The organism is Paenibacillus sp. FSL K6-2524 (genome assembly GCF_038005525.1).
GTDB classification, from domain to species: Bacteria; Bacillota; Bacilli; order Paenibacillales; family Paenibacillaceae; genus Fontibacillus; species Fontibacillus anaericanus.
Genome location: NZ_JBBOSP010000001.1, coordinates 3,814,656 through 3,829,668, shown reverse-complemented (window position 1 = coordinate 3,829,668; position 15,013 = coordinate 3,814,656). Strand labels below are relative to the sequence as shown.

The 15,013-nt window shown below is 38.7% G+C and carries 12 protein-coding genes; 8 read left to right on the top strand and 4 right to left on the bottom strand.

What is annotated here, in order from left to right; all coding sequences use genetic code 11:
- Positions 1–148 precede the first annotated feature (148 nt).
- From NST85_RS17535 to NST85_RS17520, 4 genes are read right to left on the bottom strand one after another with little or no spacing between them, the layout of a single operon-like run.
- Positions 149–1,087 (bottom strand): NAD-dependent epimerase/dehydratase family protein, encoded by a 939-nt coding sequence (locus NST85_RS17535; protein WP_341189959.1) that lies wholly within the window; start codon positions 1,085–1,087, stop codon positions 149–151.
- Positions 1,077–2,081 (bottom strand): 4-hydroxy-2-oxovalerate aldolase, encoded by a 1,005-nt coding sequence (dmpG, locus tag NST85_RS17530; RefSeq protein ID WP_341189958.1) that lies wholly within the window; start codon positions 2,079–2,081, stop codon positions 1,077–1,079. Before dmpG ends, NST85_RS17535 begins: the two co-directional genes overlap by 11 nt.
- Complete coding sequence (locus NST85_RS17525; protein ID WP_341189957.1) at positions 2,062–2,970, bottom strand: acetaldehyde dehydrogenase (acetylating); 909 nt, start codon at positions 2,968–2,970, stop codon at positions 2,062–2,064. Before NST85_RS17525 ends, dmpG begins: the two co-directional genes overlap by 20 nt.
- A 38-nt stretch (positions 2,971–3,008) precedes the next feature.
- Positions 3,009–4,778, bottom strand: coding sequence for a thiamine pyrophosphate-binding protein (locus tag NST85_RS17520; RefSeq protein ID WP_341189956.1), 1,770 nt, complete (start codon positions 4,776–4,778; stop codon positions 3,009–3,011).
- 177 nt (positions 4,779–4,955) lie between these two features.
- Here NST85_RS17520 and NST85_RS17515 point away from each other — a divergent pair, with 177 nt between their 5' ends.
- From NST85_RS17515 to NST85_RS17480, 8 genes are all read left to right on the top strand, one after another.
- On the top strand, positions 4,956–6,911 hold the full coding sequence (locus NST85_RS17515) for a GTP-binding protein (RefSeq protein WP_127190678.1): 1,956 nt from the start codon (positions 4,956–4,958) through the stop codon (positions 6,909–6,911).
- A 331-nt stretch (positions 6,912–7,242) separates the two neighbouring features.
- On the top strand, positions 7,243–7,929 hold the full coding sequence (locus tag NST85_RS17510) for a response regulator transcription factor (RefSeq protein WP_127190677.1): 687 nt from the start codon (positions 7,243–7,245) through the stop codon (positions 7,927–7,929).
- A 92-nt stretch (positions 7,930–8,021) separates the two neighbouring features.
- Positions 8,022–8,945 carry an ATP-binding cassette domain-containing protein gene (locus NST85_RS17505; protein ID WP_127190676.1) on the top strand — a complete coding sequence of 308 codons (924 nt, stop codon included), beginning with the start codon at positions 8,022–8,024 and terminating at the stop codon, positions 8,943–8,945.
- Positions 8,938–9,735 (top strand): ABC transporter permease, encoded by a 798-nt coding sequence (locus NST85_RS17500; RefSeq protein WP_127190675.1) that lies wholly within the window; start codon positions 8,938–8,940, stop codon positions 9,733–9,735. Before NST85_RS17505 ends, NST85_RS17500 begins: the two co-directional genes overlap by 8 nt.
- Positions 9,736–9,746: 11 nt before the next feature.
- Positions 9,747–10,649, top strand: coding sequence for a sensor histidine kinase (locus NST85_RS17495; protein ID WP_127190674.1), 903 nt, complete (start codon positions 9,747–9,749; stop codon positions 10,647–10,649).
- Positions 10,650–11,326: 677 nt separating this feature from the next.
- Positions 11,327–11,992: an aminoglycoside adenylyltransferase domain-containing protein gene (locus tag NST85_RS17490; protein ID WP_211350034.1), complete on the top strand. Its 666-nt coding sequence runs from the start codon at positions 11,327–11,329 to the stop codon at positions 11,990–11,992.
- 269 nt (positions 11,993–12,261) lie between these two features.
- On the top strand, positions 12,262–13,359 hold the full coding sequence (locus tag NST85_RS17485; protein WP_127190672.1) for a sugar ABC transporter substrate-binding protein: 1,098 nt from the start codon (positions 12,262–12,264) through the stop codon (positions 13,357–13,359).
- Between the two features lie 96 nt (positions 13,360–13,455).
- Positions 13,456–14,976, top strand: coding sequence for an ATP-binding cassette domain-containing protein (locus tag NST85_RS17480; RefSeq protein ID WP_127190671.1), 1,521 nt, complete (start codon positions 13,456–13,458; stop codon positions 14,974–14,976).
- Positions 14,977–15,013: the final 37 nt, after the last annotated feature.

The following is a 15,013-nucleotide window of genomic DNA, read 5'->3' as shown; positions in this document are numbered from 1 at the left end:
AATGTTACGTCCATTTTATGTGGTCAGTCTATGTAAAATTTAACATCAGGGTTAGAGTTCGCCAAATTCGACAGTTAAGAAAATTAAATAAAGAGCTGCCAAAACAGCTCTTGAAATTTCATATTCTCTCCATTAAACAATCGACTTGCTAGTCATTATTTAAAATGTGATCTGTTGCCATCATTATTGTATTTAACGAACTTAGTGTGGGGTAATACCCTATATCCGCTAATTTATTATTTACAGAATAATAGGAGTTTTTTTCGCCAGTGGGAGAGGATCCCGGTAAGTTCTCGATGTGATAAGTTAGATTATATTTCTGTTCGAATAACTCAATGATTTCAAACTTGGAAATGGGGGCGAGGCTATATACATCAAAAACATCATTAAGATCATGTTTGAAAATAAGTTTGTCAATTATTGCAATCAAATCTGTAGGATGAATGTAATCTCTGATCATGTTGCTATGGGTCGTGATAAATACTTGGTCCTTTTGTATACAAGTGATTAATTCATTTAGGAAGTAGGGGGCAGTTAAGTCAGAAAATTGGCTGAAGAATCCAAATACTCTTAAATCAACAACTTTATACTCAGCATAGGAACGGTGTTTGGCTTCTGTATAAATTTTGGAAATTGAGTAGAAATCATTCGAAGAAATATGATTCACATTTAATTTATTATAACTATTACGATCGACAGGCATGCTGAAATCTGATCCGTAAACCGCACCACTACTAAAATATAGATACAGTGCATTCTTATTACTTTGTAAATAATCCAGCACCAAATTATCAAATTGTTCGGTTAACCTAAATACCATAGAGGGATCTCTTTTTAAAATAGAGGGGTTACCAATACCAATACAATTGATGATTACATCATAACTATAATTGCTAAATTCCTCTAAGCCTCTTACGGTTATATTGCCAGGATCATTAGTATATAAGTTGATAAAGTTATTCAAAGCATCTATTTTTCGTGCAAAAAGATGCAAATGAAACTCATTATGCTTATTCATTTCAAAGATAAGGTTCTTCGCAATATGTCCCGTAGACCCTAGAATCGCAATTTGCATTTTACTTTGCATGTTGAGATAACCAGATTGCAACATCCAGGATCAGGTCCTCTTGACCAGCGATGATCTTTCTTTTTCCAAGCTCAAAGAAAACATCTTTAGGATCAATATTGTATTGTTTAGCAATTCTCTCCACAGGCTTTGCGAAGCCAGAGAACACCCCTGTAAGTCCACTAATCACGCTTACTGAACTAATGTGAGGGGGGGTACAAAATAAACTTTCAGCTTGATCCGCGAAATCTAATAATCGATAAAGATCGATTCCGGTTTGATAACCCATTTTGTGCAATACGGCAACTAACACTTCCAACTGGGCATTGCCTGCACCCGCTCCAAATCCCCTTGAAGTACCATCAAGTAAGGTAGCTCCTGATTCTACTGCAGTAATTGAATTAGCAATTGCCATGCCTAAGTTATTATGCGCATGAAATCCTACAGGGATATCTAAATGATGAACTAAAGCTGTGATTTTCTCATGTACATCAACAGGTAAAGAGGCTCCGGCTGAATCCATAATTATAATTGTCTGTGCGCCATAGCTTTCCATTTTTTTAGCTTCTTCAACTAATACCGCTGGGGACGCCATATGGGACATCATTAATACACCGAATACTTCTTTTTCCCTATTTCGTGAATATTCAATATGACGCTTTGTAATATTTGCCTCTGTGCAGTGGGAGGCGACCCTAACCACATTGACACCAATATCTAGAGCGTTGTTTAAATCTTTATTTATCGTTGCAAACCCTGGTATTACGTGAATACCTAACTTAGTATTTGTAAGTTTAGCCCGGCACTGTTCTAAAAGTTCGGTATCTGACACTAAGCTTTTACCCAGCTGTAAAGAGGAGGCTCCTAAGCCGTTACCATGACCAACTTCTAATATGGGTATTCCAGTAAGTTCAGCGTGTTCGGCATAGAATAAAATCTGATCCCTTGTTAGTTGATGTTGAACAGCATGAGATCCATCCCTAAGGGTTGGATCGCTAATTAACAGATGATTCATGGTAACCTCCTTTGTTTGATCTATTCTTTGCAAATTCCTCTGCCACTGAGATGGCAGCACAATTAATAATATCGAGATTTCCAGCATACGGAGGGAGGTAATCCCCATACCCCTTCACCTTAATCATTACGATCATTCTTCCATTTTCGATGGTAGGAGAGATGATTAATTGATAACCTGGAACATACTTTTGTATGTCCATCACAATTTGATCTATGAATTCTTGAAGTTTCATAAGATCTGGCTGCTCCACAATGGCCATAATCGTCGTTTGCATATCAATACATGGATTTGCAGGATTTAAATTAATAATTGCCTTAACATCGTTACATCCAGAAAATTTACCAATTGCCTTCTCTGTAGTTTCAATGTACTCATCTAAATTATTTCTTGTCGCTAGTCCAGCACTCATTGATGAAATACTTGAAACGACTTCAATGTATTGAATTTTTGTTTGTGTTTGACCAATTGCATAGGCCAAAGGAATGGCAGCTTGCCCTCCACACGTAACTAAGCTAATTTCAGTAAAATTCAAACAAGGCTCTAAATTTACGGCGGGAACACACATTTCTCCTATATTTGAAGGAGTTAAATCAATGGATATTTTACCCATTCGTTTGAATATTGGAGCATGTATGTTATGACCATTCGCAGATGTAGCGTCAAATACTAAATCAAAACTGTCTGAATCCTTAATTAGTGCATCAATACTATCGACAGAGGTCCTTACTCCTAAACTTTGAGCTATTTGTATACCATGAGAATCATGATTTCTACCTACAAAATAAGTACAGTCTAAATAGTTTGATCTTCCCACTTTTACAAGTAAGTCCGTACCTATATTGCCACTTCCTAAAATAGCTACATTAAGTTTATTGTTATCATTCATCGTCCAATCTCCAATACACTTTAGTCGTAGTTTCGGATCTAATCGAGACAGTTGCCAGCATATTCATCTCTAGACAAGAAGGGATACATGTCGTCGTATGCCATGGATTGCATCGTACCATCCTCTAACTTTCTCGAAGCGACCCTTGGGATTAGTAACTGTTCAGGAGGAGTTATAACTTCACAAATCATGGATCCTTTATAATCAATTAGTTCATTGATTTTTTGATCCATTTCATCTAAATTCGAAATCTTTATATATCCCAAACCAAATGTATCGGCTATTTTAGCAAAACTTGCGAAGCTCAAACCGGATTCTGCACTTTCCCCAATCATTCGTCCTTCCATAAAATTAATTTGGGTATGACGGATGAGTAGATACCCGTTGTTATTAAATAAAATGAATTTCACAGGTAGTTTATTGTGGTTAATCGTTTGTAGCTCTTGGAGGTTCATCTGAAATGAACCGTCACCCGTCACACAGTATACTTCCCGGTTATTCCTAGCAACAGAAACTCCGACGGCTGCAGGCGTGTATCCCATTGTAGATAGACCGCCAGTTATAATATGCCTTTGTCCAATTTTCACTTTGAAGGCTTGAGCATGAACATGAAAGCATGATCCTGTATCCACAACAAAGGAGGCATCTTTATTCACCTTTTCAGAGAATCTTGTCATGAATCGATATGAATTAATTCCTAGTGAATCATCGTTATATTCTGGCAAATCAACGGGATATCTCAACTTCCATGATTGAGTTTGGTTGACCCATTCAGAGAAGTGAAATGAATGATCTTGTAAGGCTGTATTCATGGCTTCAAAAAATCTCTTGGCGTCCTCTTGAATACGAATATCAGGGATAATCGATGGCTTAGATAATTCTCTCTCATCAATATCTACAATGATTTTTTTTGCCTTTTTGGCAAATTCTTCGTAATCATAACCTATCAAGCCAATACCTAATCTACATCCGACATTAACTAACAAATCGCAATTTTGAATCGTGAAGTTTGCGGCTCGATCACCGTATGTTCCTGGCCTTCCAACAAATAATGGATCTGAATGATCGATCAGATCCATTCCCAATCTAGAAGTTAACACAGGCATGTTCATTTTCTTCATAAAATCATATAAGCTTTGCGTTGCCCCAGCCATTCTTACTCCTGCTCCAATTAACAAGCAGGGACGTTTGCAAGCTTTAAATGCTTCAATAATGGTTGCAATTTCTTCATTAGAAATATGCTTGTGCTGGATAGTTTCAGATGGAACGAAATCCTCATACAGATCCGGATCGAAGCTAGCCCCTTGAACATCTACAGGGATTTCTAAATAAACAGGACCTACCCTGGGGCTTTTAGCAATGTGAATGCACTTTTGAACTTCATATTTCACCTTGGAAATATCGTCTAGCATAACTGCATACTTCGTAATATGATTGAAAATAGGGAGTGAATCAAACCCTTGCAGAGGAAATTGGCGAGGACCCTTAATCTTTGCTAAAGATACTTTAGAATTACCAGCTACTATGATCGAGGGTGAGGAATCAATATAAGCTCCTGCTACACCTGTAATCGTATTTAAAGCGCCAGGACCAGCAGTTACATAGGCGACACCTAAGTTACCTGTATATCGGCCATAGGCTTCTGCAGCCATAGCGGCTGCTTGTTCGTGGTGACAGCATGTATAAGTTTGGCCCTTATGTTGATATAAAGCATCGGTAAGATGCATGATCATTCCACCTGTAACGAGAAAAACGTTTTCCCCTCCAGCTTCATAAAGGGCATTCGTTACATAATCTGCGACTCTCATCTCCATTTACACCCCATTTTTCACTACTGTCGATTTCACGGACTTTGAAACTCTGGTTCATCATATTCATTCTTGACAGTCTTCGTGCTAGGATTGCGCTTAGGATTATGTTTTGGTTTTTAAAATGAGTTAAACACTCTATAATCTATATGAGCATGATAGATGAGAGGATAAACAATGAACAAAACCATAGGGATATTAGCGCATGTAGATGCGGGAAAGACAACATTCTCGGAACAACTACTTTATTATACAAAGAGTATTAAACAGCGAGGGCGGGTAGATCACAAGGATTCGTTCTTGGATAGCCATCAAATCGAGCGGCAACGTGGCATCACCGTGTTTGCAGATCAAGGTATGTTCACTTATGGAGATTCAAACTATTATTTGATCGATACTCCTGGGCATATTGATTTTTCCCCTGAGATGGAACGGGCGATTCAGGCGATGGATTACGCCATAATGATCATTAGTGCTGTGGAAGGAATCGAAGGCCAGACTGAGATCGTATGGGAGCTCCTGCAAAAACATCAGATCCCTTGCTTCTTTTTCATTAACAAAATTGACCGTGTAGGGGCTGATGTGGAGCAAGTGGTGCAAGATATTCAAACGAATTTCACAAGGGATGTATGTAACATTTCGGTTTCTTTGTCTGAAAATGGCGTGATGAATCAGGAACTGACCGAATTTATAGCCGAGCGCGATGAATCTCTTCTGAATCACTATATGGAGGAAGGCTACAGTAAAGATAGATGGCTGGGCATGATGCAACTCTTGATTCAAGAGAACAAGATTTTCCCTTATGCATGTGGTTCCGCTCTTCAAGGGATGGGTATAGATGATTTCCTACAGAAGTTGGATCAGCTTACGGTAACCAATTATTCGAACGAGGGATCGTTTGCTGGTAGAGTCTATCGGATTCGTCATGATGATCTCGGGACAAAAATTACTTATATTAAAGCGTTAAGTGGAACGTTAAAAGTTAGAGATATCATGAATTACGGTGATCCTGAGAACACGGTGACCGAAAAAATCACAGGCATCCGTATTTATAACGGACGTGAGTTTAAGGCGGTGGACACTGTAGGGGCGGGTGAACTTTTTGCAGTTACAGGTTTGTCTATGACCACTGTCGGTGATGGAATAGGTGCTTTACAAGAAAGAGCTACCTACGAAATGGTGCCTACTTTAAAATCTAAAGTCATTTTTGAACCCTCTGTTAATGTGAAAGAAGCTTTAAAATATTTTAAGATTCTGAATGCCGAAGATCCTTCTTTGAATGTGACCTGGGAAGAAAGTTTACAGGAGATTCATATTCATGTGATGGGGAAAATTCAGCTTGAAGTGTTGGAGCAGCTTGTTAAGGAGCGGTTTAACTTAAATATTTTGTTTGATAAGCCGGAGATTCTATACAAAGAAACGATTGCTACGGAGGTAATCGGGTACGGTCATTTTGAACCGTTAGGCCATTATGCGGAAGTGCATCTTCAATTACGTCCAGGTGAGCGAAATAGTGGAGTGTCGTTTCATAACGCCTGCCATGCTGACGATTTGTCGGTCGGAAACCAGAATCTAGTTCGCCATCATATTTTCGAAAGAGAACATCATGGTCTTCTAACGGGATCACCTTTAACAGATGTAATCGTAACTCTATTAAACGGAAGAGCCCACAATAAACATACAACTGGGGGGGACTTTAGAGAAGCAACTTACAGAGCTTTGAGACAGGGGTTGGAACAAGCGGACAACCTGCTTTTAGAGCCTTATTACAATTTTAAAATTAAAGTTGATTTGGATCATATTGGCCGTGTAATATCAGATATTGAGCGGGCACATGGAAGTTTTGAGGCGCCCCGCAGTGAAGGGAACAAGGTGATTCTTACAGGAAGAGTACCTGTAGTTACATTTATGGATTATAACAGCCGATTAGCCTCCTTCACCCAAGGTAAAAGTTCGCTCAGCTTAACCTTTGCCGGTTATGAGCGTTGCCACAATGAACAAGAGGTCATTAATGAGAAAGGCTACAATAAGGATGCCGATGCTGAATATATTTCCTCGTCCATATTTTGTGCTAAAGGCCAAGGTTATACGGTGGGTTGGGAAGAGGCAGAGTCGAAAATGCATGGTTTGTAGTAGGGAAGGTGCAATTCAAGGTGCACCTTTTTATACATATTTGAGGCTCAACCTCATAATCAGTGTTTGACGTATTCAGACATCAATCTAACGGAACCAGTGGATTATATTGAGTTTTGAGGGTCAAAACAAATTCTAACGGAACTGAAAGACCTTATTCCTTCCTATGATGCTCTAATTGCATGAATAATGATGAAATAACGTTTGCTGGTTCCGTTACAATCCAGAATAGTGAAATAAACCTCTAATAACGTCGCTGAGTTCCGTTACAGCGGATTCGCAATCATTTTCGAGTGAGGGTCAAAATAAAGGTAGAAAGGAAAATCACATATTGGATACTATATTAATTGTTGAAGATAACGAGGACGTTAACTTCATGCTGGCCGAAGCGCTAACTGATGCGGGTTATAGAGTAGAGTCGATTTATACTGGGACTGACTGTATAGACATAATTCAGAGTCAAAAGTTTGATTTGATTTTACTAGATATCATGCTTCCGTATAAAAGCGGTGATCAAATCCTGAAAGAGCTTCGACTTTTTTCGGAAACTCCGGTCATTATTATTTCGGCAAAGGATATGGTCGGTACAAAGATAGATTTGTTAAAGTTAGGTGCAGACGATTATATTACCAAACCTTTTGATTTGGGCGAAGTCGTAGCTCGGGTAGAATCTAATTTACGACGAATACATAAGCAAGGATATGTAAATGTAAACAATAGTCTTCAATATAAGGATCTGTCACTGGATGATAACGCCAAGCGAGTGGCCGTAAATCATGTGGAAATTGAATTGACCGCTACGGAATATATGATATTGGAGCTGCTTATTAAAAGCAGAGGCAAGGTGTTTACTAAATCGAATCTGTACGAATCCATATGGGAAGAAGAATACCTCGGTGACGATAACGCAATAAAAACTCATATTAGCAATTTACGCAACAAGTTGAAACAAGTAAGTCCTGATACAGAATATATTGAAACCGTTTGGGGATTGGGTTATCGCTTATACAAAGAATAAATTATCTGTTTCTTGACCTTTGTTTTTCTCCCCTTAACCTTTTCTAAACCAATGGATATTACACTAAATCTAGAAAGGGCAGGTGAGTATATATGAAAGAATATGTTTTGAAAACAAACAGCCTAACGAAAAGCTACCATGGTACTTTTGCGCTGCGTGATGTATCTCTAGTTATGGAACCTGGCAAAATTTATGGTTTAATCGGGCAAAATGGCGCTGGAAAAACAACACTCATGCGTATTGTGGCGGGGCTTTCGTTTCCTACTGATGGCAATATTGAACTGTTTGGTCAAAGTGGTGAAAAGGCTTTACAAGCTGAAAGAAAACGACTTGGTTGCATGATCGAGTATCCTAGCATAACTCCAAATATGACGGCGAGAGAGAACCTCACACTTCACAGGATTATGAGGGGCATCCCAAGCGAAACTATTGAAAACGAGTTACTAGCGTTGGTAGGGCTGAGCGAAACAGGGAAAAAGAAGGCAAAGAACTTTTCGCTTGGTATGAAGCAGCGGTTGGGTATTGCCATTGCCCTGCTCGGTGATCCGGAACTAGTTATTTTAGACGAGCCGATCAACGGACTTGATCCTTTAGGTGTAGTGGAGATACGTAACCTGTTGATAAAGCTCTGTGAGGAACGGCAGATCACCATCCTCATATCCAGTCACAATCTACCAGAGCTATATCAGGTTGCGAGCGACTACTTCATCATCCACCAAGGGATGCTTAAGCAATCCTTGACCCTCGCAGAGCTTGAAGAAAACTGCAAGCACCATATTCTTATAAGCTGCGATCAACCGGAAAAGCTGGTGAGCGTTATGGAATTGCAACTGAAAACGCTGAACTACAAGGTCATGCCGGATAAGAGTGTTAAGCTATACGATTATTTGGATAACAAGGAATTAGTGGCGAAGGTGATCTCTGAAAACGGAATTTTTGTTACTAATTTTTCTGTTGAGGGAGATACGCTTGAAGACTATTTCATTTCTGTTATTGGGGGTGACCGGAATGCTTAACTTGATTCAGGCTGATTTATATAAACTGCGTAAATCAATGGCGATTAAGATTTTATTTGCAATCACAACGTTGAGTGCTATAGCAATGGCGAGTTTAGCCTATTTGATGGCACAGGGTCAGATCGCTCAGGAATATACGGGAATCGGTTTTATGTTCTCTGATGTAAATATGATCAGTATTCTCGGTGCTGTTATTGCAGGGGTATTTATCTGCGGGGATTTCGATAATAAAACAATTCATGATGCCATTTCAAGTGGGAGTAGCAGGGTTACTGTTATTATTAGCAAAGCAACGGTATTCTCTTGTGCACTGCTGTTCATCCTTCTTCCCTATGTCATTGTAACAGGCATTGCTCTAGGTACTGGTTCCAAATTCGATATGGGTGCTGTATCTGTGGGATTTCTTAATATACTTTCGAAAGAATCCGGTATAATATTCAGTGCATCGATAATATTCAAAATGGTAGCAGTTGCACTTACACTGATGATTGTATATATGGCGCAACTGAGTATATGTGTACCACTTGCTATGGTGCTCAAGAAGCCGGTGCTGGTGATTTCAATTTATTACGGGTTTTCAATACTTTGTGGCAAGTTGGCGAGCTTAAGTAACAGTTCAGCAGTATTTGATAGATTTTTTTCTTTTACACCATTTGGCGGAAAATACACCTTTGTAACGTTTGATACTGGAGCCGGTGAACTGATCAAGGCAATTGTTGTTAGTCTGGTATTTATAATCGTCATGCTTGCGCTCACATATAGCATTTTTAGAAGATCGGAAATTAAGTAGTTGAAAGGTGGGTGGAAATCTTGGCAATTGTCTTTGGAGTTATTTGTGTCTTACTTATTGCGTACCTTGTTTGTCTTCAAAGGCAATTGCGCAATATAAACCGCCAACTCGGCGAACGATTAACCACGCCAAAAAGGCAGCCCATTAGCTTAGAATTCCTAAATCTTAATAGTCAGTTGAATAGGCTAACGATCAATATTAACAAATACTTAAAAGAAGAAGAGAATAGACGACTTGATAGTATCCGCGGGGAAAAACACTTCAAGGAGCTTATTGCCAACATTTCGCATGACTTACGTACACCTCTTACAGCAATCAAAGGTTATCAGCAACTTATGGAAAAAGGAATGCTTACGGATGATCAACATCATAAGTTACAGATTGCGCAGAAGCATGCCGTTAGGTTGGAACATTTAATTGAGCAATTCTTTGAATATTCTTATCGAGTAAGTTCGGAGCCCGTATTACATATTGAAAGAATCAATCTCACAAATCTGGTGTCAGAGTGTTTGGCACAATCTGTTTCCGTATTTGAGGAACATGATTTGACTGTACAGCTTGAAGAGACAACTCCCGTATTTGCTTGTGTGGATAAGGAGTTGACCATAAGAATCATTCAAAATCTGATACGAAATTGTACTCTTCATTCCGCAGGTGCTATTGAAGTAAGCCTGCTTAGTGATAACAATGCGGTTATGACATTCACCAACCCTGTAAAAAACAATGCTGTAATTGATGTTTCAAAGTTGTTTGACCGCTTTTATACAGCTGATAAATCAAGGGGAAACAGCACCGGTCTGGGACTGTCCATCGTTAAGCTGTTAGCGGAACAAATGGACGGTAGTGTGAGTGCGGCATTAACAGACGGATCGCTTACTATTCAGGTGAAGTTAGCTTTGTGTAAAGAATCTTAGGAACTTATTGCGTTCTGAAGTGTAATTCAGGACTTTGCTTTGTGAATACTGACATACCAAACAGTAGTAGACTTGGACGAAAAGTTTTGTCCAAGTCTACTACTGTTTTTTTTATCGTTATAGTTACCTCTCCCACGTATTACTCGTCTATCCGAGAACAAGACTCCAAAAATCTTTACACGCCCTTTTTTCTTGAAAATATTCAAATCAAATTCCAAAAGAACACGAAAAAAAGAGCTTGACTTTAAGTTGAGGTCATACTGGGGATTGACACCCGTATGCATAAACATACGTTATCCACGATCATTACTGACAAATTAATTTAAGCCAGTATTGAACTTAATAATTTAATTGATGAAACGCTATGCCTACAACGATATCAAGAGGGTGTCGTCAAATTCGGCGCCTCTTTTTCTGAATAGGTTAATTGATTTTACGATTTTTGTAGTTTCATATGATGTGAAAACATGCTAATCTGGATTGGTCATGTTTCTTATTTTATGTGGAGGTGCTTTTTCATTATTCACAACACTAGAGTCCCTCATAAGGTTAAAGTATTATTAACTATTTATCTAAAAAAGCTCAACAAACAATTACCTGATTTACTTAATGGGTTTTATTTATATGGTTCAATTTCATTAGGAGCGTTTGTTGAAGGTTCGAGCGATGTTGATTTTATGGCTGTTATACAAAGAGATCTATCGGAAGCGGACATTGCCATTCTCAAACAAATCCATAAAGAGATTCAAAGCTCATATCCTCAGATGAGTTTAGATGGGATTTACATAACAAAGGAAGATATTACGGGGTTAGATACAGAGGCCAAGACCTGTATTTACTTTAACGATGGGGAGATTCAAGGTACTAAAGAGCTTCAAAAAAACTCAATTGACGTATTCCAGTTTTATAATTATGGAGTATGCATCCTTGGAAAAGAACCTTCACAATATAACTTTTCAATTGAATGGAACCTATTAATGAGTCGTATGCAGGATAATCTTAATTCTTATTGGGTTAACTGGAAAAAAAGAGGCGAGAGGTTTCTCTCTGTCCAGTATTTTGATTTGCTGTTTAGTGTGAAATCAATTGAATGGGGAGTCCTGGGAGTTTCTCGTCTATACTATTCATTTAATGAACAAGGGATAACATCCAAAGTTGGTGCAGGTGAATATGCAATCAATAACGTGCCGGAAAGATGGCACAAAATTATAAATGAAGCGATGAGATTACGTTTGGGGAATCCAAAATCGTATTATAAGTCTATTTTCGCGAGACGAAATGATGCATTGGCGTATATGGAATATATAATAAATGAAAGTAACAAGCTGAGGTTTGTAGAGTAAATAATCACCAAATTTCTAACTATCTAATGCAGGCGGCTATAGGGTCGCTTGGACATCTGCCTGATCTTCATATATTTATAAACTCCATTTTCTTCAAGTAGCAAACCTTCAAGTCTTTGGAGGTTTTTTTTCGTTTAGGTAAACGTGGAATTTTACATGTGATGAGTATATTCAAGAAACAGATGAGGATTTTCTATTCTAGGATGAAATTTCAAATGATATTATCATCATGAATTAACAAGTAAACAAAAAAGGGGAGTGTTTTTTAAATGAAAAAGCTTCTGAAATCGATTCCATTTTTGCTCGTTGTAATGATGCTCGCAGTAGTAGTTTCAGCATGTGGTAAAAGCAGCAAAGTTGACGTGGGGATCGTATTGCCTACTAAAGATGAACCTAGATGGGTGCAAGATGAGCAAAGATTTAAAGATGCTTTGAAGGATACGAAATATTCGGTTGAAATTTTGTTTAGCCAAGGTTCCTCCGCCAAAGAGAAAGAAAATGTAGATTCTCTGATTGCAAAAGGAATTAAAGTACTTATCATTTGTCCTCAAGATGGCGATGCAGCAGCAGCAGCCGTAGAAGCAGCTCAAAAAGCAGGCATCAAAGTCATTTCTTATGACCGTTTGATAACAAAGACAGATGCAGTTAATTACTATGTAACTTTTGATAGTATCGCAGTAGGTAAAGCACAAGCACAGTATTTAGTTGATCATGCCAAAGGCAATGGCCAGCCATTGTACTTATACGCTGGTGCCGCATCTGATAATAACGCGTTCTTGTTCTTCCAAGGTGCTTGGACGGTACTTCAACCAAAAATCGCTGATGGCACTTTCAAAATAGCTAACTCCAGTGAAGCTGTTGCGTTGAAAGATACAGCAGAATTATCCCGTGATCAACAAAGTAAGATAATCAGCCAAGTGACTACAAACTGGGATGCAAACGAAGCTAAAAACAAGGCGCAAACACACTTAACAGCTGCTTCGGCCGACCAAAAAGGCGATGTAGCGATCTTAGCTCCAAATGATGGCACGGCTCGTTCGATCGCTGACGTATTCGGTTCGGATAGTGCAATTAGCAGTTACGTAGTTTCAGGGCAAGATGCTGAGAAAGCATCCATTCAATACATCATTGACGGTAAGCAATCGATGACGGTATTCAAAGATGTACGTAGTCTTGTTAAAGATTCAATTGGAATGGCGGTATCCATTTTGGAAAACAAAACACCTGAAACTACTGGTTCTTATAACAACGGTAAAATTGATGTGCAAGCCAAACAAACTGAAGTTATTACTGTCGATAAAGAAAACGTTAAAGCGTCACTTATCGATTCCAAGTACTACGAAGAAAAAGAATTCACTGGTCTATAATCGCACATAACCATAGTTTGGACGGAGTAGTGATAGATACGTCTATCACTATTCCTCGATTCTACGACTTGTTTTGTTAAGGAGTGCAAGCTAATTATGAATCCATACATTTTAGAAATGAACAATATTTCCAAAGAATTCACAGGCGTCAAAGCGCTCTCCAATGTAAATTTCAAAGTGACTAAGGGTGAAATCCATTGTTTGATCGGTGAAAATGGTGCGGGAAAATCAACCTTGATGAAGGTTCTTAGCGGAGTATATCCTCATGGAACATATTCGGGAGATATCGTATACGAGGGTAGTGTCCAAAGTTTCTCGAAAATTAGTGATAGCGTCAAAACAGGTATTGCTATCATTTATCAAGAACTTGCCTTGTTCCCCGATCTCACTGTATATGAAAATATTTTCGCAGGGAACGAAGTTAAAAAGGGTTCATTAGTAGATTGGAATCAAACGATTGTACGAGCTAAAGAGATGCTAAACAAAGTGAAGCTTAACGTTAACCCTGAAGTTTTGATCAAGGATTTAGGTGTGGGTAAACAGCAGCTTGTAGAAATCGCTAAGGCATTGAGTAAAGACGTGAAGCTTCTTATTCTGGATGAACCGACGGCTGCACTAAATGAGAACGATAGTGAGAACTTATTAGAGCTACTAAGAGAATTGAAAAGACAAGGGATAACCTGCATCATGATTTCACATAAGCTGAAAGAAGTGATTGCGATTGCAGACCAAGTCACTGTTCTACGGGATGGGCAGACGATTTGTACGTTAGACGCTTCTAAGAATGAAATATCTGAAAGTGTAATTATTAAGAATATGGTCGGCCGTGAAATCGATGATATTTATCCAAAGAGAAATACAAAAGAATTCGGCAGCAATGTGCTTGAAATCCAAAACTGGACAGCATATGATCCCAAGCTTGGACGGGAAGTCGCAAAAGACGTGAATCTGCATGTGAAAAAAGGTGAAATCGTCGGCATTGCAGGCTTGATGGGTTCTGGACGAACGGAATTAGCTCAGAGTATTTTCGGAAATCCGAAATCTTATAAATTGCGTGGCGAATTATTTATGAACGGTGTCAGAAATACGTTTAGAAATCCCAAAGACGCGATTAATGCGGGAATCGCCTATGTGACGGAAGATCGAAAAGGTGATGGTTTATTTTTGATTCAGGATATTAAGCAAAATACATCCGTTGCTAATCTTAATGCGATTTCTGCGAAAGGAATTATCAATAACAATGAAGAGGTCAAAATCTCTAATGAATACAAACAGTCATTAAATATAAAAGCACCTTCTGTGGAGCAATTGGTTGGTAATTTAAGTGGAGGGAATCAGCAGAAGGTATCCTTGGGCAAATGGTTATTCGTTAATCCAAGCTTGCTTATTCTGGACGAACCTACGCGCGGCATAGACGTAGGGGCTAAATATGAAATTTATACGATCATGAACAAATTGATCAGTGAAGGGATGAGTATCATTATGATTTCATCCGAACTGACTGAAGTGTTAGGTATGAGTGATCGGATCTACGTTATGGCTGAAGGAAAAATCAAAGGTGAACTACCCGTAAATGAAGCGGATCAAGAAAAAATAATGAAGCTTGCAACGCAATAGGAGGAGTACCGGTGAAATTACTTAAGGAAGCGAAATC